This window comes from Alteromonas lipotrueiana, assembly GCF_019249245.1.
Lineage (GTDB): Bacteria > Pseudomonadota > Gammaproteobacteria > Enterobacterales > Alteromonadaceae > Alteromonas > Alteromonas lipotrueiana.
Genome location: NZ_JAESDK010000015.1, coordinates 19,290 through 36,944 on the forward strand (window position 1 = coordinate 19,290; position 17,655 = coordinate 36,944).

The window sequence follows — 17,655 nt, forward strand, 5'->3', positions numbered from 1 at the left end:
GTATTTGATGAAGATTTTGCACGTACTGGTTTCCCGGGTTTCATTGCCTCCGCTTAAATATGGCGGAACGCAACGTGTTATCTGGGCGCTGGCTCAGGCCCAGCGCGACCATGGCCACGAGGTCCGGTTTTTATGGGGTGATGCCCCTCGTGTACCGGCCGGGACTACGGTAGCAAAAAAAGGGCAGGCGCTTAACCCGCTTATTGGCGACTGGCCCGACATTGTGCATTTTCACCGGGCGCCCGATGAGCCTATTAGTAAGCCCTTTGTGGTCACCGAGCACTTTAATGCCGGTGGGCCACAAACCTATCATCAAAATACCATTTTTTTGTCACGACGCCATGCTGCCATTCACAACGCCCATCGCTTTGTATACAACGGTTTGAACTGGAGCGATTACGGGCAACCTGAGTTTTCGCCACGTGGTAACTATCTGCACTTCCTGGGCAAAGCGCGGGTGGCGACTAAAAACCTGACCGGAGCAATGGACGTGGCCCGCCAGGCTAACAAAAAACTGTCGGTATTAGGTGGCCCACGAATAAAGCTTGGACGCGGTGGCTATATTCATCTGGCTCGCCATGTGTCGTTTAAAGGTATGGTCGGCGGCGAAACCAAAAATAACCTGATACGGCAGTCGCAGGGCCTCTTGTTGCCAGTGCGCTGGCACGAGCCGTTTGGCTTAGCTTATACCGAAAGTTTGTATCTGGGTTGTCCGGTGTTTGCCACCCCCTATGGCGCTATCCCAGAGATAATCAGCGAGCCTGAAGTAGGTTTTTTATCGGCTTCGGGCACCGAACTGGCTCATGCTGTCAGTGATTTGTCAGGGTACGATCGTCGTTTGTGTCATGAGTTAGCGGTTGAGCGTTTTGGTCATTATAAAATGGCGAAAGGGTACGAAGCATGTTATCAGCAGGTGCTCGACGGTCAGCCATTACATGCCAATGCGCCCTATGCAGATACTAACCTTACTGAGTTATTGCCGTTTTCATCACGCTAATTAACGATCATTGCAATGATTTAGGCGATCGTGGATAAAAAAGCGTCAGAGATCTTTTACTGTGGGCGCTGGATAGGGTAGAATCCGCCGCCGGGATCTGAAACAGATCTACAGCTTTTAGGGTCATTTGCCAGCTTTTTTTGCTGGTTGCCTTGTATTTGGAACAGCTTTGCTGTATAAAATGCGCCCTCTTATTTATAGTAATAACGTCATTTGACCCAGTGACTAGTGAGTGGTGGGATCGATTGGCGCGACAGTTATCGTTGTTCTGGAGACAAATACATGTCAAAAGTATGTCAAGTTACAGGTAAGCGTCCTACGGTTGGAAATAACCGTTCGCACGCAAGAAACGCGACCCGTCGTCGCTTCTTACCAAACCTTCATTCTCACCGTTTTTGGGTTGAGAGCGAAAATCGTTTCGTTAAATTGCGTCTGTCTGCAAAAGCCATGCGTATTATCGACAAGCGCGGCATCGATGCAGTATTAACTGACATCCGTGCTCGCGGTGAAAAGATCTAAGGAAGCCTGAAAATGCGTGATAAAATCAAATTAGTTTCATCAGCAGGTACTGGATTTTTCTACACCACTGATAAGAATAAACGTAATATGCCTGGCAAAATGGAGATCAAAAAGTTTGATCCCGTAGTGCGTAAGCATGTGATGTTTAAAGAGGCCAAAATCAAGTAATAAAACTTGCTTTTGTCTCCACGAAAACCCGGCTCTTGCCGGGTTTTTTGCGTTTAAAACCCAGACTTTACAAAAGCTGTAATCCTGATAAGTTTTAGACAACGAAGAAGTTTTAGGACACTCACCATGGCTAAAAAGCGGGTTTCTTCAAAAGCCATGAACAATGTCGTCATTTTTGCCATGTTGTTTATGATTGCATTGTTCAATCTTGATGCATTGTTGCCGGCTACCAACAAGCCTCAGGCTCGTCCTTTGATTGCCCCAAATGAATATCTTTTGCGTATTGAGCAAGACAACTTCAAGCTAGAACGAGCAGGGCAAAGCTGGCGGCAGATTGGTTTGTCTCAACAACCAGCAACAAGCGCAGGGCAGCAAGTGTTGGCCTGGCAACAAGGCTACCTTGAGCCAGTTGAACAAAAGCCCACAACATTAAACACTCAGCTGGCTTATATTGTGGTGGTGTGGTTGGCAGGTAAACCCAATGGGGCAGTGTATGCGTTTTATCCTGACACCAATGCTACCTTTGTGTTGTTTGATGACCAGTGGTTTACCCTTGAGGGAACAACCATAAGCCAGCTACTGCCTTGGAACGCCCCATAATTATTGAGGAAGGTAAGTGATATGCCTGAGTTACCCGAGGTAGAAGTGAGCCGCCGCGGCATAGAGCCCTGGTTAGTTGAACACCAAATCAAACAAATTATTGTGCGTCAGCCAAAACTGCGCTGGCCTGTTCCCGAACAACTTCAAAACGCCGTGGGTCAAACCGTTCGTAGCGTAAAAAGACGAGCTAAATACTTGCTGATAGGAGTTGATAGCGGCACCATTATTATGCACCTGGGTATGTCAGGCAAACTCAGGGTGGTAGACGCCACAACGGCTGTGGTTAAGCACGATCACATTGATATTGTGCTAGACAGTGGCAAATGTCTGCGACTAAATGACGCCCGTCGGTTTGGTGCGTGTTTATGGCTGGCCAAAGGGGACAGCAGCACGCTGTTGGGAAATTTAGGGCCCGAGCCTCTTACTGACGATTTTGACGACCTGCGTTTGTATACCCGCTCCAGAGGGCGCACGCAGGCAGTCAAAACCTTTATCATGGACAACAGCAACGTGGTGGGCGTAGGGAATATCTATGCCAACGAAGCATTGTTTATGGCAGGCATAGACCCGCGCCGCGCGGCGGGTAAGGTCAGTCAAAAGCGGTATGTATTATTAACCCAGGCTATCAAAACGGTATTAGTTAAAGCCATTGAACAGGGCGGTACCACCTTAAAGGACTTTACGCAGTCAGACGGCAACCCTGGGTACTTTAAACAGCATCTGTGTGTGTATGGGCGTAATAACGCCCCTTGTGACGTGTGTACCACACCCATAAAAAGTGTGGTTATCGGGCAGCGCAATACATTTTATTGCCCCACCTGTCAGCGCTAAATCTGCGGGTCGTCGTGAAAACGTGCCAATAGCGCTTTTTCTACCTCAGGATGACAAAACTCGTTTACCCGGCCACGGTGACGAGCTACTTCTTTGACCAGTGTAGAAGAGATAAACGAGTTCTCTTCAGAGGGCGTTAAAAATACGCTTTCAAGCTTGGGGTTTAAGCGCCGATTCATGTTGGCCAGCTGAAACTCATACTCAAAGTCAGATACGGCCCGCAAACCACGAATTAACACCGTAGCATGTTGCTGGTCGGCAAAGTCAGCCAGTAACCCGGTGAACCCCTGTACTTCGACATTTTCGATTCCCCTGGTGACTGTTTTTATCAGCTCAACACGCTCATCTAATGTAAACACCGGCGCTTTACTAGGATTAGAGGCAATCGCCACGATAACATGGGAAAACATCTGTGAAGCGCGCTGAATTAAATCGGCATGTCCATTCGTGATGGGATCGAAGGTACCGGGATAAATCGCTCGTGTATGCATAGTTTATCGTCATATTTACTGTAATTAGCCGCACATTACCGACTAATGCGAAAGGTTGCAATTATCTTACCGCAGATGCCGTCTTCGGTTGTTGCTGATAGCCTTGCAGTAATGCTTCAAAGTCTTCCTGCTGCCAGAAAAAAGAGGGGCATCGGGCACGCTCTTTTTGCAGCGATCGATAGAGACGGTCTAAATTCTTAGCTTTCCAGGACTCTCCTGAACGTTGGTAGCAGCGATCAAAATCAATAATCCATACCGTTTGATTGTCATCAACCATAATATTTCGAATATTCAGGTCGTGATGGTATACCCCTAGGTTGTGCATTTTACGTATGGCCTGGCCCACGTCATACCACAGCAAGTCAGTTGCTGGCTGTTGCGTCAAAACATGATGCAAATCCTGGGCGTTATCGATTTTAAGGGTAATAAGGTCGGCCCGATAAATCATACCGCGACGCGTAACCTGGGCAGCCACCGGGGAGGGAACCTTTAACCCCGCCGCCTGCATGGTATTTAGCAGGCGCATTTCCTGAAACGGACGTGTTTTGGCTAAACCAGTGTATAAAAACTGATCGTCTATCAGCTTTGCGATAACCCCTCCACGCCGATAATGGCGAAGTACCCAACAGGTATCTGGGGCATGCTGCACAAACAAGGTGGTGCCCCGGCCCGTTGCCTGGCCTACAACCGCTTGTTTTTTACGCCAATATTGTTCATCAAAAAAAGAGCCATTGGCATTGCTTAAAAAGTGAGTGTTAACTAACGTATGGCGACCCATACTTATTTTTTGGTGCTTTATGGCCATGAACAGGTTAACTTATGGTAAATTTATTATTGTAATCAGTTTTTTGAGCAGCGCACCCCCGGAGGCTTCGATTGGGAAAAAAAATCTGCTTGGTTCGGCTCTCTGCCATCGGTGATGTTTGCCACGCTGCTGCAATGGTAACCCGAATCCGACAACAATGGCCTGATGCTGAACTTACCTGGGTCATTGGCAAAATTGAATATCAGCTGGTGCGACTTATTCCGCAGGTTCGGTTTGTTGTCTTTGACAAAACTGAGAAAAAACAAGCGGTAAAGAAGCTGCAAAACGCTTTGGGTGATGAGCATTTTGATGCGCTGTTAATGATGCAGGTCGCGCTTCGTGCAAATTTAGCCGCGCGGGTGATTCGTGCTAAACGCAGAATTGGCTTTGACTGGGACCGAAGCAAAGAGTTGCATTGGTTATTTACCAACGAACGCATTGCTGCGCGTAAACATGCCCATGTCATTGAGGGGTTTATGGATTTTGCCGATAAGCTAGGTGTACCGCCGGCTCCGTTGGTCTGGGATATTCCGTTAGAAGACTCAGCCAGGCACTGGGCAAAGCAACAGGCCGCTTCGTTGGGACCTTTTGTGGTGATAAGTCCGGCTGCCAGTAAAGCCGCCCGTAACTGGAGTGTGACGGGTTATGCTGATATTGCTCACCGGCTGGTTAATAAAGGCTATCAGGTGGTGTTGTGCGGAGGGCCTGGTAAATTAGACCGAGAACTGGCTGATGCTATAAAACAGCAGTGCGCGGCACCATTACACGACCGCGTTGGGCAAACCTCGCTACACCAGATGGCCGCCTTGTTAAGCCATGCTAAATTAGTGGTGGCCCCCGACACCGGGCCTGCACATATTGGGGCGGCGATGGGAACTCCCGTAGTAGGCTTGTATGCGCACTCTAATCCGCGGCGTACCGGGCCGGTGAATAACCTACAATATGTGGTGTCGGTGTATGACACAATGATCACCCGGCAAAAGGGTAAGTCATGGGAGTCGTTACCCTGGGGTACACGTGCCAAAGGTGATGACTTAATGCAACACATTAACGTTGATGATGTTTGGGAAAAAGTCAGACAAGTTGTTTGAGTTATAGAGCGCCTCGCCGATACAGCGAGCGCATTTTGTTTAAAATAATTACATAACTATTTATTGATGCTGACTATGAGCCAGACCAGGGAGATAAGCTAGATGACCTTGATTAGGATATCTGGCGGTATAACACAGCCAACACATCTGCTGTTTTCAGTGGTAGTGGTGATGGCGTTTTTGTACACCTGTAATCTACAGGCAAAGGAGATGGATATCAGTGTGATATTTCATCCTGATATTGCTCAGCAGACTATTTCTCAGGCTGAAGCACGTCAAATTTTCTCTGCCCGTCAGCAGCACTGGGAAGATGGCTCAAAAATTCATGTGTTTGTATTGAATACCGATACCGCACTGCATCAACAATTTTGTCAGCAGGTGCTGCAGATCTTTCCGTATCAGTTAGAGCGCATCTGGAATCAAATTACCTACTCAGGCCAGGGCGATCCCCCCCACATTGTTAAATCCCCTCAAGCGTTGGTTCAAGCTGTTTATACCACGCCAGGGGCCATAGGTTACGCCAGCCAAAAAATGTTAGACGATCAGCAAGAAAAGGTTATACCGCAATGAAACGAGTGTTAGTTTTCTCACTTTCTGCATTAAGTGTGGCGGTGCAAGCCGACAATTTTAGCTGGCATGGTTATGTTTCGCAGGGCATAACCCAGTCGATAGACAGCAACTTTATTACCGATAATAACAACATCACCACTGAATTGACTGAAATCGGGGTTAATGCCCGGTTTCAATTGAACCCGTCACTGGCGCTGGTAGGCCAGGCAAATTATCTTGATGGCGGTAACCGTTATGAGAAGGGCGGCCGCATCGACTACCTGTTTTTGGACTGGAAATTACCCAGTGTCTATAAATGGAATACACACTTAAATATTGGCCGTTTTAAAAATCGTCACTGGCTGTACTCAGCCACGCGCGATGTCCCCCATACCCGGGCGACCGCCGTATTGCCACAGTCGGTGTATTTTGACGGTTTCAGAGACATTACCTTAGGCAGCGATGGGGCATTGTTACAGTCTATTCGTAGCGGAGATACCGGTACCTGGGAAGTTAACTGGAGCTATGGCCGCTCGCCATTAAACCAGGGCGAAACCGGCGCTTTTTTAGGTGAAGGGGCTCAGGGCCACGCTCTACAGGATTTTGTGCATCAGTTTAGTGTGTATTATCAACCGCCTTCGCTCAACTGGCGGGTAGGTGCCAGCTGGCTTAATTCTGACTTTAGTTACGAAGCGGCGCCGGTCGATAATTTTGTCGATGGAGACACAAATGTTTCCAGACTCATGCTTTCGGCTATCTATTTTAGCGAGTTCTGGGAAATAAGCTCAGAGCTGCTTCGTGAAGACCGGGTAGACAGCGGTGGCTACGCATTAGGTTTTCGTAACAAACGGGTAAGTGAAGGGGGTTATGTTCAGGCCCGCTATTTATTTACGCCGCGTATTAGCGCCTTGGTAAGCTACGACACCTACACCCTTGACCGTGACGACCCCGATGGTCTGCGTCTTAACCAGATTAGCGAAGGGTTAATACCCGCCCATTATGGTTTTGCTGACACCCTGGCCGTAGGTTTTCGCTGGGACCTTGCCCCAAACTGGCGGCTTCAGGGCGAACACCATTGGGTGGAAGGCGGCGCCCGGGCCACCAGCCTGATATTGCCTCAACATACGACTAAAACAGCTGAGCACTGGCGCATGTGGTCGGTGCAACTTATGTACTGGTTTTAAACTCTATGCGTGTGAAACTTTCATTTTTAACCAAAGTGATGCTGTTGTTAATGTTGATGATGGCCTGTATTACCGCCGTGATTGGCTCGTTGCTTATACAGCAGTCTAATACCGCTATCGACACCCAGCATCAGGTGGTACAACAGCAAAACATGCATCGGTATGCTTTGCTCAATACGTTATTAACCGACCGTATCTTGTTGTGGGCAGAAACATTTACCCAGGATAAAAGCGGATTGCCCGCCTCGGTAAGTGAACTGCAAAGTGCAATTGAAGATGCCCGCAATACCATGCAAATGAGCTTGCAAATAGACAATGTCTGGTTATTTAATGCTCAGGAAGTGCTGGTGTATGGCGATGACCGCGAAATGCCGGGATTTGTTGTAGATTTACGGAGCAAAGCATTAAAAACCTTACGTCCGCAGGTACTGACCTCATGCGCGCATTTGTGCCGTCGCTATATTGCTGCGCCGGTTATGACCCAAAATGCTGAGCCTGCGGTTATGGTATTTGCTACCGGTATGCAGGAATTACTTGCGCTGCTGTCACGTTCGGCCGATGTAGGTCGTATCGCCATTGCAAGAGGCTCTGACAATGCCGAGTCGATGACGGTTATCAGCCGGTTGTCGGCGGCCAACAAAAAAGCGGTGACCGCTATTATTCAGGCATTACCGCCCAATACATCCATCGCCTCTTTAACGACCCAGGGCAGTCGGGTGGTTTACGAAAACAGACTGCTGCTGGTCAGTCTTTTGCCTATTCTTGATGGTCGGGTATCTGATAGTTACATTTTATTTGCCCGCGATATTACCGAGCAGGTGCGTTCGGCCAGCGTTTATCAAAACTGGGTGGTGGGCAGCGCAGTAGGACTAGTCGCCGTTTTTGCGCTGTTGTTGTATTTAATTTTAAATCAGTATCGCAGTCGGCTTATGGCGTTAAGTCAGCGATTGCCGCTGCTTGCCGAACACCGCTATAAAGAATTCAACAAAAGTGCCAGTCGTTCGCGTCCGCTTCAAAACAAACGCCTTACCGATGAGCTTGACGTTTTAGAAGAAGCTGCCAGTAACCTGGCCCACGAGCTTGAGACCATCGACAGCAAAATGGCGCTAACTACGGCGCAGCTTGAAAACATGGCCATGTTTGATGTGCTCACCGGTTTGCCAAATCGCAATATGCTGATGTTTCAGATGGAAAAAGAAGTCTCTCTGGCAACACGGCAAAATGCCCCGTTGGGTTTGCTGTTTCTTGATCTTGACGACTTCAAACGTATTAACGACAGCCATGGTCACGATGTAGGCGATAAACTCATTCAGGCGGCGGCCCAGCGTATTAACGGGCCGCTGCGTGAAAGCGACATGGCAGCACGCTTTGGCGGTGACGAGTTTGTTATATTGCTGCCCAGTCTGGATACTGTGTGTCAGGTAGAACTTGTGGCCAACCGGCTGATTCAGGCATTTGAAGCCCCGATTCAGTTTGATAACCACCAGTTTTATGTTTCGCTGAGTATTGGGCTGGCATTTTGTAACGACAGCGACACCACCGCCATGGAGCTCTTGCGCCATGCCGATATTGCCATGTACGAAGCCAAAGCCGAGCAGGGCTCTGCCTATTGTAAATTCGATGTGTCGATGAATCAGCGTGTAATGCGCCGGGTCGAGCTTGAAAAAGAAGCTCGTATTGGTCTTAACGACAATCAGTTTTCGTTAGCCTTGCAGCCTCAGTTGTGTTTACACACGCGCAAGTTGGTGGGCATGGAAGCACTGATACGTTGGCATCATCCCGAAAAAGGGCCTATTTCACCTGCCGAGTTTATTCCTTTGCTGGAAAATACCTCGCTGATGATGACGATTGATTACTGGGTTATCGAACAAGCCATTAATATGGCTGCCCAAATTAAAGCGCGGGGTTATACCGGGATTAAGATGGCAATTAATATCTCGGCCGCGCATTTTCTGGACCCGGCATTACCCAAGTTTATCGAGCGCCAGTTAAAGCAGTATGCGGTTGAACCGCATATGATCGAGCTTGAATTAACTGAAACCGCGCTGGTGGCAGATATCACCCGGGCCTCAGCAACGTTAGAGACCTTGCGGGCAATGGGGTGTTTAATTGCCATTGATGACTTTGGAACAGGGTACTCATCACTGGGTTATTTAAAAGCCTTACCGGCCGACTTTATTAAAATTGACCGTTCGTTTGTATCTGGCATGCTCGAAAGTGATGATGATCGCAGTATCGTGGCTTCTACCGTATCAATGGTACGAGGGATGGGACTGACTGTCGTTGCCGAAGGCATTGAGACTTTGCAGCAGTTTGCCATGCTTGATCAGTTTGGCTGTCATCAGGGGCAGGGGTATTTATTCAGCCCCCCCATTCCGCAGGCTCAATTGTGGCAGCAACTGAACGAATCCCTGGATGCTGGAGTATGGAAACTACCCGTTCAATAAACATTTTGATGTCAGGGTGTGTTGTTTAATTTACAGCAAATGAGCTCGGTAACGCCGGGCTTTTGTGAAATGGTATACCGCGCAGCCGGTATTCATTAAAATACTCTTTTTAGCTGGTACCGGAGAAAAGCATGTCTGAGGCATTTACCGCTCATCTGCAAGCGCAAATCGAACAGGTTAAAGAAGATGGCCTGTACAAAAAAGAACGTGTTATCACCTCACAACAACAGGCCGACATTGAAGTAGGCAAAGATGGTCACGTGATCAACTTTTGTGCAAATAACTATCTGGGTCTGGCCAACCATCCCGATCTTATCAGCGCCGCTAAAGAAGGTCTGGACAGTCACGGCTTCGGGGTTGCCTCGGTTCGTTTTATTTGCGGTACGCAAGATATTCACAAAGAACTAGAAGGCAAAATCAGTCAGTTTCTGGGCACCGAAGATACCATTTTGTATCCGTCGTGCTTTGATGCTAATGGTGGTTTGTTTGAAACCTTGTTAGGCCCTGAAGATGCGGTTATCTCTGATGCGCTAAATCATGCCAGTATCATTGACGGTGTGCGCCTGTGTAAGGCCAAACGTTATCGTTATGCCAACAACGATATGGCCTCGCTCGAAGATCAGCTTAAACAGGCTCAGGCCGATGGGGCGCGCTTCAAAATTATTGCTACCGACGGTGTGTTTTCAATGGATGGTGTCATTGCCAATTTGAAAGGTATTTGTGATTTAGCCGACAAATACGATGCACTGGTTATGGTTGATGACTGTCATGCCACCGGCTTTTTAGGTGAAAATGGTAAAGGCAGTCACGAATACTGCGGTGTGTTAGATCGTATCGATATTATTACCGGCACCCTGGGCAAAGCCATGGGCGGTGCGTCAGGTGGTTATACCGCCGGTAAAAAAGAAATTGTTGAATGGCTGCGTCAGCGTTCGCGTCCCTATTTGTTTTCAAACTCAGTTGCGCCACCCATTGTGGCAGCCTCATTGAAAGTGTTCGACATGATGGCAGAAGGCCGCGGGCTGCGTGAGCAGTTATGGCGTAACGCTGAGCATTTTCGTAGGCGTATGCAAGAGGCGGGCTTTACGCTGGCGGGTAAAGACCACGCCATTATTCCGGTTATGTTGGGCGATGCTAAAAAGGCCAGCGAAATGGCGGACAAACTGTTGGCAAAAGGCATTTATGTTATTGGGTTTTCGTATCCGGTGGTGCCAAAAGGTGAAGCGCGAATTCGTACTCAAATGTCGGCTGGCCACACCATAGAGCACGTCGATACCGCGGTAGATGCCTTTATTGAAATTGGCCGCGAAATGGGGATTATTGAATGAAATCTTTAGTTAAAGCAAAAGCCGAAAAAGGCATTTGGCTTGAAGATACGCCTAAACCCGAGGTGGGTCATAATGATCTGCTGATTAAAATTCGTAAAACAGCCATTTGCGGCACCGACATGCATATTTACAACTGGGACGAATGGTCACAACAGACCATTCCGGTTCCTATGGTGGTTGGTCATGAATATGTAGGCGAAGTTGTCGAAATGGGTCAGGAAGTGCGCGGTTTCGAGGTTGGCGACCGGGTGTCGGGCGAAGGCCATATTACCTGTGGACACTGCCGAAACTGCCGGGCTGGCCGGCGTCATCTTTGCCGTAATACCACCGGTGTTGGGGTTAACCGCCCGGGCGCGTTTGCTGAGTATCTGAGCATTCCGGCATTTAATGCTTTTAAAATACCGGACAACATCTCAGACGAGCTGGCATCTATCTTCGACCCCTTCGGCAATGCGGTACACACTGCCTTGTCGTTTGATTTAGTCGGTGAAGATGTGCTTATTACCGGCGCGGGTCCAATTGGTATTATGGCAGCGGCGGTAGCGCGTCATGTGGGTGCCAGACATGTGGTGATCACCGACATCAATCCTTTTCGGTTAGAGCTGGCTGAAAAAATGGGCGCGACGCGGACGGTAGATGTCAGCAAAGAGTCGTTAAGCGATGTGATGAAAGAGATTGGCATGTCAGAAGGGTTCGATGTAGGTCTGGAGATGTCAGGCGTGCCGGTGGCGTTTCGTGAAATGCTGGATGTGATGAACCACGGTGGCAAGGTAGCCATGTTAGGCATTCCTCCTTCAGATGTGGCAATAGACTGGAATCAGGTTATTTTCAAAGGTTTGGTAATTAAAGGTATTTACGGCCGCGAAATGTTTGAAACCTGGTATAAAATGGCCAGCTTACTGCAAAGTGGCCTGGACCTTTCACCTATTATCACCCATCAGTTTGATGTTAATGACTTTCAAAAAGGTTTTGACAAAATGGGCTCGGGTGAGTCGGGTAAAGTGATTTTAAACTGGTAGTCTGAATGTCTGATTTTAAACATATTTCTGTACAGGAAGTGGCTGACAATTTGTCAGCCTACACCGTGGTTGATATTCGCGATCCGCAATCATTTGCTACCGGGCACATGCAAAATGCCCAGCATCTGCATAACCATAATTTCGCTAAGTTTATTAGCACCACGCCTAAGCAGCAGCCGGTGGTGGTGGTGTGTTATCACGGTATTAGCAGCCAGCAGGCTGCGCAAATGATTGCGGGCCAGGGATTTGCCGAAGTGTATAGTATGGACGGTGGCTTTGAAGCCTGGCGCGCAAGCCAAAGTTCGGTAACCCCCACATCGTGAATCAGCCTATATTACGAATTCAAAACCAGGCGTATGCCCATACGTTAGCGACCTACCTGACCAGTCAGGGTTACCGGGCTCAGGCACACCAGCTGAATAAAGGCGAATATGAAGTAAGCGTGGCCTCAGACAGTGATTTGACTGAGGTAAAAAACATCTGCGAAACCTTTTTAAAAGAACCGGGGCATCCTCGCTATCAGCAGGCGGCTTGGCAGTCGGGTGAACAGGTGAAAATGTCGTTTGGCAAAGGCAATACCCTGGGCACTATGTTAAACAACGCCCGCTATGCCCCTTTTACTGCGGTAATACTGGTGCTGTGTTCGTTGATTTATTCATTGTCCTGGGTAGGGTTGTTTCCTCAGTTTTACTACACGCTGACCATGCAGCCGTTGCCGCAGCTACTGGAAAGCGGTCAGTGGTGGCGATTAATTGGCCCGGTTTTCCTGCATTTTAGTGCTCTGCACTTTATTTTTAATATGTTGTGGTGGGCGATGCTGGGAGCACAAATTGAACGCAGACTGGGGTTCTTTGCGTTATTTATGGTATTTGTGGTCTCGGCCATGGTATCAAATGTTGCGCAGGCATTGGTGAGCGGCCCCAACTTTGGCGGATTGTCGGGCGTGGTATATGCCGTGCTGGGCTTTGTTTGGTGGTTAGGCTGGCTGCGGCCACAATGGGGGCTAGGTTTGCCACGCTCAATTGTGGGCTTTATGCTCATTTGGCTGGTGATTGGTTATACTGACCTGCTGTGGGTAGAAATGGCCAATACCGCTCACCTGGCCGGACTAATATGCGGCTGCGCTCTGGCGGCACTATTAGCCATAGGAGCCCGGCGCAAGCCGGTATAGACAACTTAACCGGCTAGGCGTCATAAAGGTATTTGGTAAAAATCACATTCTTGATGATTTCTGCGCCGGTTTCTTGTTTCATGTGGGTTTGCAGTGCTTTAAGTACCGCCAAACGTATGTCTTCACGCCCGGTCATCGAGCGTACGTTTTGTTTGGTCTGCTGCCCAAATACTTCAATAGCGGTCGCCCGCAGTAAGGGCATATGATGCTCGGCTATCTCTAGCTGATCGGCATCGGCAATCATCAGTTCAATGGTTACTCTGACAAATCCCAGCTTTTTTGCCGAAGGACCCACAAAATTAGTCACGATGTCGGGCTCTAATCCCAGGTATGCGTAATTGGGTTTGCCTTGAGCCTGAGTTGAAAAACTAACTACAGACACGGTAATTAGTATTAGCGCCGTAAGGTGGCGGAGTAAATAATGCATTTTCATAGTATTAAAAGACTACTGTGCTGGTAAAGAAGCAAGGATAAGTATTTGTATAGTGTAGCAAAGCCTTACCAATAAACCTCTATCTGGTGGTATTTTTTTGGTATGGTGGCCAACACTGTGCGACCTGATTTCATAATGCTAAGATAGCCGATAAAGAATAAAGAGTGTATTAGTCCTTGGAATTAGTTTTTCCTTACGCCCACAATGTTCAGGTGCACTGGCAGCCGGCCAGTGAGGTGCAAATTAACAATGCAACCTTGCGGCACTGGCTACTTGATACCGGTTCGCTGACCGAACGCTTGCAAGAGCAATGCGATGCGCTGACCGTTAACCGGCTGGGGCAGGGAGCCGCGCCCTTATATGCCAACGAGCAGCGTTGGCTGCCTCAGCATTCGGTCCATAGCTGGCAGGTGCGTGAAGTACTGCTGTGCGCCGATACCACGCCATGGGTGTTTGCCCGCTCGGTGTTGCCGCAAAGCTTGGTTGACGGCGAGCTGGCTAATTTAGGCAATGAGCCTTTGGGCAAGCGGTTATTCAACGATGCACGTTTTGTGCGCAGTGACTTTGAGCTATGTCAGGTTCCGGCTCAGGCCTTTTGCTTTGACGGCAAAGCGTCACCGAAAGCGCATTTGTGGGGCCGTCGTTCTCGGTTTCATCTGCACAATGACTATATTATTGTCGCCGAAATCTTTCTGACCGCCTCACCGGCTTATCAGGGCAATTAATCTATGCAAAATCGTTTGTCGTTTTCTAATCTTGACGCCTATATCAAACTTACCCGGCTAGACAAACCGATTGGTATTTATTTGTTGCTGTGGCCCACGCTCTGGGCGTTAATTATTGCCGCAGAAGGTGTGCCGGCATTATCGATAACGGCTATTTTTGTGGCTGGGGTAATTTTAATGCGCTCGGCAGGCTGTGTGATAAACGACTATGCTGACCGAAAGGTAGATGGCGCTGTTGAGCGCACCAAAGCACGACCGCTGGTAAGCGGGCAGGCCAGTGAAAAAGAAGCACTGCAACTGTTTGGCGTATTGGTGGGGCTGTCATTTTTGCTGGTGCTTATGCTTAACCCTATGACCATAGCGTTGTCGGTGGTTGCCGTAGCACTGGCTGCCTGTTATCCGTTTATGAAGCGTTATACCAACATGCCTCAGGCGGTGTTGGGGGCAGCATTTGGCTGGGCGATACCTATGGCTTTTGCGGCCATTAACGAGTCTTTGCCATTAGCATGCTGGTTATTGTTTTTTGCTAACCTATGTTGGACCATTGCCTATGACACCATGTATGCCATGGTCGACAGAGACGACGATTTAAAAGTTGGGGTGAAATCGAGTGCTATTTTATTTGGCCGGTACGACAAAATAAGTATTGGGGTGTTGCAAGTAACCACCCTTATCTTAATGTGGGCTGTGGCAATGCAAATTGGGGCTGGCTGGCCGGTATTTTTGGCCATAATTATATGCGCTGGGCTGTTTGCCCAGCAGCAATATAATATACGGTTTCGGCAACGAGAAGCGTGCTTTACCTCGTTTTTAGACAACCACTACGTTGGACTCGCCTTTGCTGTAGGGTTGCTGACAGACTATCTGCTGGTAAGCTGACTACGAGTTGTCAGCTTGCTGCTGGGCCTCTAACATTGCCAAACGGGCTTCCATCGCATCCAGTTTTTCACGGGTGCGAATTAACACCTGACTCTGAATATCAAATTCTTCACGGCTGACCAGATCCAGCTTAGACAATTGCGACTGTAATACTTGTTTAACCCGGGTCTCAGCACCTTCAGCGGCATTACGCATGCCGGGGGGTACCGCATTAGAAATTTGTTTTGCCAGTTCTTCGAGTTTTTTCGGATCGAGCATAGTTTTCCTCTATAATGCGCCACGACATGGTTTAACCATTTTAATGAGTTGCTGAGCACATGCAACGAAAACCGCCTTCATAACCCTAGCAAGAGCCAATACCAACAGTTATGCGATTAAATGACGCTCAACAATCTGCAGTTACATACGTTTCTGGGCCGTGTCTGGTTCTGGCCGGGGCCGGAAGCGGAAAAACCCGGGTAATTACCAACAAAATTGCGTATCTGGTACGCCAGTGTGATATTCCTGCGCGCTCTATTGCTGCGGTTACATTTACCAACAAGGCGGCCCGGGAGATGAAAGAGCGGGTGGCCCAAACCTTAGGTAAGGTTGAAGCGCGCGGCTTGAAAGTTTCCACATTTCATACCCTTGGGCTAAATATTATCAAAAAGCATGTAAAAGAACTGGGCCTGAAACCCGGGTTTTCGTTGTTTGATGATAAAGACTCAATGGCGCTGCTAAACGATTTAACCGAAGACACATTAGACGGCGATAAAGATCAGCTTAAATTACTGCAAAGCTGCATATCCAACTGGAAAAACGACCTGATTTTACCCGATGCCTTGTTAAATCAGGCGGCCAGTACCGGTGAAAAAGAATTTGCTGAGGCGTACCGGCAATATCAGAATCATTTAAAGGCGTATAACGCCCTGGACTTTGATGATTTGATTTTGCTGCCCACCTTATTGCTCAAATCTAATCTTCAGGTGCGTGAAAAGTGGCAGCGTAAACTACGTTACCTGCTGGTTGATGAATACCAGGACACCAACACCAGTCAGTACGAACTGGTTAAGTTGCTGGTGGGCGAGCGGGCCCGTTTTACGGTGGTGGGCGATGACGATCAGTCTATCTATTCATGGCGCGGTGCGCGGCCACAAAATCTTAATCTACTGAAAGAAGATTTTCCGCGGCTTAACGTGGTGAAACTGCAACAAAATTATCGTTCATCAAAGCGAATTTTGCACTGTGCAAATATCTTGATTCAGAACAATCCGCATTTGTTCGACAAAACGCTGTTTTCAGAGCTGGCTTACGGCGAGCCGCTTAAGGTTATTCAGGCAAAAAATGAAGAGCACGAAGCCGAACGGGTAGTGGCTGAACTTATTGCGCATAAATTTATGAACCGCACTAAATTTAAAGACTACGCCATTTTGTATCGGGGTAATCATCAAAGCCGGTTGTTTGAAAAACTGCTGATGGCTAACCGCATACCTTACAAGATAAGTGGTGGAATGTCGTTTTTTGGGCGAACCGAGGTTAAAGACATCATGGCGTATTTACGCCTGTTGGTGAATCCAGATGATGACAATGCGCTATTGCGTATTATTAACACGCCACATCGAGGCATTGGCCGCGCCACTCTTGAAAAACTGGGGAATTTTGCCAACGAACTGGGTGTGTCTATTTTTGCAGCGGCGGTACACGACGGCCTGCGTCAGGTTTTGCCTGAGGCAGCTTACGGCCGGGTCGCCGGGTTTGGACGCTGGATGGTAGAGTTATCTGACAATGCCATGCGGGGTGAAACCAAAGACGTACTACGCCAAATGATAAAGTCGATGAGCTACGAAGAATGGCTGTATGAACACAGCAATACGCCCAAAGCGGCCGAAATGGCCATGGCCAATGTCAGTACGTTGTTTGGGTGGGTTACCGACATGCTGGAAGGAGGCGAGCTGGACCCGCCAATGACCCTGCCCGAGGTAGTAAACCGACTCATTTTACGCGACATGATGGAGCGCGGCGAAGACGACGCCGAGGCTGATCAGGTGCAGCTAATGACCTTGCACGCCTCGAAAGGACTCGAATTTCCGGTGGTGTTTTTAGTGGGTATGGAAGAAGGTTTATTGCCCCATCAAAGCAGTATTGATGAAGACAACGTAGAAGAAGAGCGCCGCCTGGCCTACGTGGGCATTACCCGGGCCCAGCGCGAACTGATATTTTCGCTGGCCAAAGAACGACGCCAATATGGTGAGGTGCTAAACCCTGAGCCCAGCCGGTTTTTGTTTGAATTGCCCCCTGATGATGTAGATTGGGAGGAAAAAAAGAAAAAGGTCAGCGCTGAAGAGCGTCAGGAAAAAGGCAATAAGAGTATTGCCAACTTGCGCGCTATGCTGGGCAAAGAATGAGCGGTGCTAACCACCCTAAACAGAACCTATAGCG

General features: G+C 48.5%; 20 protein-coding genes. 16 read left to right on the forward strand and 4 right to left on the reverse strand.

Annotated elements, in window-relative coordinates:
- The first annotated feature begins 7 nt into the window (after nucleotides 1–7).
- From JK130_RS10925 to mutM, 5 genes are all read left to right on the forward strand, one after another.
- A complete protein-coding gene (locus tag JK130_RS10925) occupies nucleotides 8–997 on the forward strand; it encodes a glycosyltransferase (protein WP_218354366.1) in 990 nt (329 codons plus the stop codon).
- Nucleotides 998–1,279: 282 nt separating this feature from the next.
- The gene (rpmB, locus tag JK130_RS10930) at nucleotides 1,280–1,516 is read left to right on the forward strand and encodes a 50S ribosomal protein L28 (RefSeq protein ID WP_195810800.1); all 237 of its coding nucleotides are present in this window, start codon (nucleotides 1,280–1,282) and stop codon (nucleotides 1,514–1,516) included.
- A gap of 12 nt (nucleotides 1,517–1,528) precedes the next feature.
- Nucleotides 1,529–1,684, forward strand: coding sequence for a 50S ribosomal protein L33 (gene rpmG, locus JK130_RS10935; protein ID WP_013786148.1), 156 nt, complete (start codon nucleotides 1,529–1,531; stop codon nucleotides 1,682–1,684).
- A gap of 126 nt (nucleotides 1,685–1,810) precedes the next feature.
- Nucleotides 1,811–2,284: a hypothetical protein gene (locus JK130_RS10940; RefSeq protein WP_218354367.1), complete on the forward strand. Its 474-nt coding sequence runs from the start codon at nucleotides 1,811–1,813 to the stop codon at nucleotides 2,282–2,284.
- 21 nt (nucleotides 2,285–2,305) lie between these two features.
- Nucleotides 2,306–3,115: a bifunctional DNA-formamidopyrimidine glycosylase/DNA-(apurinic or apyrimidinic site) lyase gene (gene mutM, locus JK130_RS10945; RefSeq protein ID WP_218354368.1), complete on the forward strand. Its 810-nt coding sequence runs from the start codon at nucleotides 2,306–2,308 to the stop codon at nucleotides 3,113–3,115.
- On the opposite strand, the gene coaD is transcribed toward mutM, so the two are convergent.
- Complete coding sequence (gene coaD / locus JK130_RS10950) at nucleotides 3,112–3,606, reverse strand: pantetheine-phosphate adenylyltransferase (protein WP_218354369.1); 495 nt, start codon at nucleotides 3,604–3,606, stop codon at nucleotides 3,112–3,114. The two genes, mutM and coaD, sit on opposite strands and share 4 nt — an antisense overlap.
- A 61-nt stretch (nucleotides 3,607–3,667) precedes the next feature.
- Entirely contained in the window at nucleotides 3,668–4,411 is a 744-nt protein-coding gene (locus tag JK130_RS10955) for a 3-deoxy-D-manno-octulosonic acid kinase (RefSeq protein WP_218354370.1), read from the reverse strand.
- Between the two features lie 134 nt (nucleotides 4,412–4,545).
- Here JK130_RS10955 and JK130_RS10960 point away from each other — a divergent pair, with 134 nt between their 5' ends.
- The 8 genes from JK130_RS10960 (at nucleotide 4,546) to glpG (ending at nucleotide 13,200) form a co-directional block, all read left to right on the forward strand.
- Complete coding sequence (locus tag JK130_RS10960; protein ID WP_218354440.1) at nucleotides 4,546–5,502, forward strand: glycosyltransferase family 9 protein; 957 nt, start codon at nucleotides 4,546–4,548, stop codon at nucleotides 5,500–5,502.
- A gap of 102 nt (nucleotides 5,503–5,604) precedes the next feature.
- Nucleotides 5,605–6,072, forward strand: coding sequence for a type 2 periplasmic-binding domain-containing protein (locus JK130_RS10965; RefSeq protein WP_218354371.1), 468 nt, complete (start codon nucleotides 5,605–5,607; stop codon nucleotides 6,070–6,072).
- Complete coding sequence (locus JK130_RS10970; RefSeq protein ID WP_218354372.1) at nucleotides 6,069–7,235, forward strand: hypothetical protein; 1,167 nt, start codon at nucleotides 6,069–6,071, stop codon at nucleotides 7,233–7,235. The genes JK130_RS10965 and JK130_RS10970 overlap by 4 nt, the downstream gene beginning before the upstream one ends.
- A gap of 5 nt (nucleotides 7,236–7,240) precedes the next feature.
- Nucleotides 7,241–9,682, forward strand: a complete 2,442-nt coding sequence (locus JK130_RS10975) for a putative bifunctional diguanylate cyclase/phosphodiesterase (protein ID WP_218354373.1) — start codon at nucleotides 7,241–7,243, stop codon at nucleotides 9,680–9,682.
- Between the two features lie 131 nt (nucleotides 9,683–9,813).
- Complete coding sequence (locus JK130_RS10980; RefSeq protein WP_218354374.1) at nucleotides 9,814–11,010, forward strand: glycine C-acetyltransferase; 1,197 nt, start codon at nucleotides 9,814–9,816, stop codon at nucleotides 11,008–11,010.
- Nucleotides 11,007–12,029, forward strand: a complete 1,023-nt coding sequence (tdh, locus tag JK130_RS10985; protein WP_218354375.1) for an L-threonine 3-dehydrogenase — start codon at nucleotides 11,007–11,009, stop codon at nucleotides 12,027–12,029. Before JK130_RS10980 ends, tdh begins: the two co-directional genes overlap by 4 nt.
- 5 nt (nucleotides 12,030–12,034) lie before the next feature.
- The gene (gene glpE, locus JK130_RS10990) at nucleotides 12,035–12,352 is read left to right on the forward strand and encodes a thiosulfate sulfurtransferase GlpE (RefSeq protein WP_218354376.1); all 318 of its coding nucleotides are present in this window, start codon (nucleotides 12,035–12,037) and stop codon (nucleotides 12,350–12,352) included.
- Nucleotides 12,349–13,200, forward strand: a complete 852-nt coding sequence (gene glpG / locus JK130_RS10995; protein ID WP_218354377.1) for a rhomboid family intramembrane serine protease GlpG — start codon at nucleotides 12,349–12,351, stop codon at nucleotides 13,198–13,200. The genes glpE and glpG overlap by 4 nt, the downstream gene beginning before the upstream one ends.
- 13 nt (nucleotides 13,201–13,213) lie before the next feature.
- On the opposite strand, the gene JK130_RS11000 is transcribed toward glpG, so the two are convergent.
- Nucleotides 13,214–13,627 carry a flagellar basal body-associated protein FliL gene (locus JK130_RS11000; RefSeq protein WP_218354441.1) on the reverse strand — a complete coding sequence of 138 codons (414 nt, stop codon included), beginning with the start codon at nucleotides 13,625–13,627 and terminating at the stop codon, nucleotides 13,214–13,216.
- A gap of 182 nt (nucleotides 13,628–13,809) precedes the next feature.
- On the opposite strand from JK130_RS11000, the gene JK130_RS11005 reads away from it, so the two are divergent.
- Together JK130_RS11005 and ubiA are read left to right on the forward strand one after the other, a co-directional pair.
- Complete coding sequence (locus tag JK130_RS11005) at nucleotides 13,810–14,358, forward strand: chorismate--pyruvate lyase family protein (RefSeq protein ID WP_218354378.1); 549 nt, start codon at nucleotides 13,810–13,812, stop codon at nucleotides 14,356–14,358.
- Between the two features lie 3 nt (nucleotides 14,359–14,361).
- Entirely contained in the window at nucleotides 14,362–15,237 is an 876-nt protein-coding gene (gene ubiA / locus JK130_RS11010) for a 4-hydroxybenzoate octaprenyltransferase (RefSeq protein ID WP_218354379.1), read from the forward strand.
- On the opposite strand, the gene ubiK is transcribed toward ubiA, so the two are convergent.
- Nucleotides 15,238–15,495: a ubiquinone biosynthesis accessory factor UbiK gene (ubiK, locus tag JK130_RS11015; protein WP_218354380.1), complete on the reverse strand. Its 258-nt coding sequence runs from the start codon at nucleotides 15,493–15,495 to the stop codon at nucleotides 15,238–15,240.
- Nucleotides 15,496–15,605: 110 nt separating this feature from the next.
- On the opposite strand from ubiK, the gene rep reads away from it, so the two are divergent.
- Nucleotides 15,606–17,621: a DNA helicase Rep gene (gene rep / locus JK130_RS11020; protein ID WP_218354381.1), complete on the forward strand. Its 2,016-nt coding sequence runs from the start codon at nucleotides 15,606–15,608 to the stop codon at nucleotides 17,619–17,621.
- The last annotated feature ends 34 nt before the right edge of the window (nucleotides 17,622–17,655 follow it).

Excerpts from the sequence above, each read along its gene's own strand:
- ubiK (WP_218354380.1), bottom strand. The coding sequence starts at position 15,495 with ATGCTCGATCCGAAAAAACTCGAAGAACTGGCAAAACAAATTTCTAAT.
- JK130_RS11000 (WP_218354441.1), bottom strand. The coding sequence starts at position 13,627 with ATGCATTATTTACTCCGCCACCTTACGGCGCTAATACTAATTACCGTG.
- JK130_RS10980 (WP_218354374.1), top strand. The coding sequence starts at position 9,814 with ATGTCTGAGGCATTTACCGCTCATCTGCAAGCGCAAATCGAACAGGTT.
- JK130_RS10925 (WP_218354366.1), top strand. The coding sequence starts at position 8 with ATGAAGATTTTGCACGTACTGGTTTCCCGGGTTTCATTGCCTCCGCTT.
- JK130_RS10975 (WP_218354373.1), top strand. The coding sequence starts at position 7,241 with ATGCGTGTGAAACTTTCATTTTTAACCAAAGTGATGCTGTTGTTAATG.
- rep (WP_218354381.1), top strand. The coding sequence starts at position 15,606 with ATGCGATTAAATGACGCTCAACAATCTGCAGTTACATACGTTTCTGGG.
- tdh (WP_218354375.1), top strand. The coding sequence starts at position 11,007 with ATGAAATCTTTAGTTAAAGCAAAAGCCGAAAAAGGCATTTGGCTTGAA.
- glpE (WP_218354376.1), top strand. The coding sequence starts at position 12,035 with ATGTCTGATTTTAAACATATTTCTGTACAGGAAGTGGCTGACAATTTG.
- ubiA (WP_218354379.1), top strand. The coding sequence starts at position 14,362 with ATGCAAAATCGTTTGTCGTTTTCTAATCTTGACGCCTATATCAAACTT.
- coaD (WP_218354369.1), bottom strand. The coding sequence starts at position 3,606 with ATGCATACACGAGCGATTTATCCCGGTACCTTCGATCCCATCACGAAT.
- mutM (WP_218354368.1), top strand. The coding sequence starts at position 2,306 with ATGCCTGAGTTACCCGAGGTAGAAGTGAGCCGCCGCGGCATAGAGCCC.
- JK130_RS10970 (WP_218354372.1), top strand. The coding sequence starts at position 6,069 with ATGAAACGAGTGTTAGTTTTCTCACTTTCTGCATTAAGTGTGGCGGTG.
- JK130_RS10965 (WP_218354371.1), top strand. The coding sequence starts at position 5,605 with ATGACCTTGATTAGGATATCTGGCGGTATAACACAGCCAACACATCTG.
- JK130_RS10960 (WP_218354440.1), top strand. The coding sequence starts at position 4,546 with ATGGTAACCCGAATCCGACAACAATGGCCTGATGCTGAACTTACCTGG.
- JK130_RS10940 (WP_218354367.1), top strand. The coding sequence starts at position 1,811 with ATGGCTAAAAAGCGGGTTTCTTCAAAAGCCATGAACAATGTCGTCATT.
- rpmG (WP_013786148.1), top strand. The coding sequence starts at position 1,529 with ATGCGTGATAAAATCAAATTAGTTTCATCAGCAGGTACTGGATTTTTC.
- JK130_RS10955 (WP_218354370.1), bottom strand. The coding sequence starts at position 4,411 with ATGGCCATAAAGCACCAAAAAATAAGTATGGGTCGCCATACGTTAGTT.
- rpmB (WP_195810800.1), top strand. The coding sequence starts at position 1,280 with ATGTCAAAAGTATGTCAAGTTACAGGTAAGCGTCCTACGGTTGGAAAT.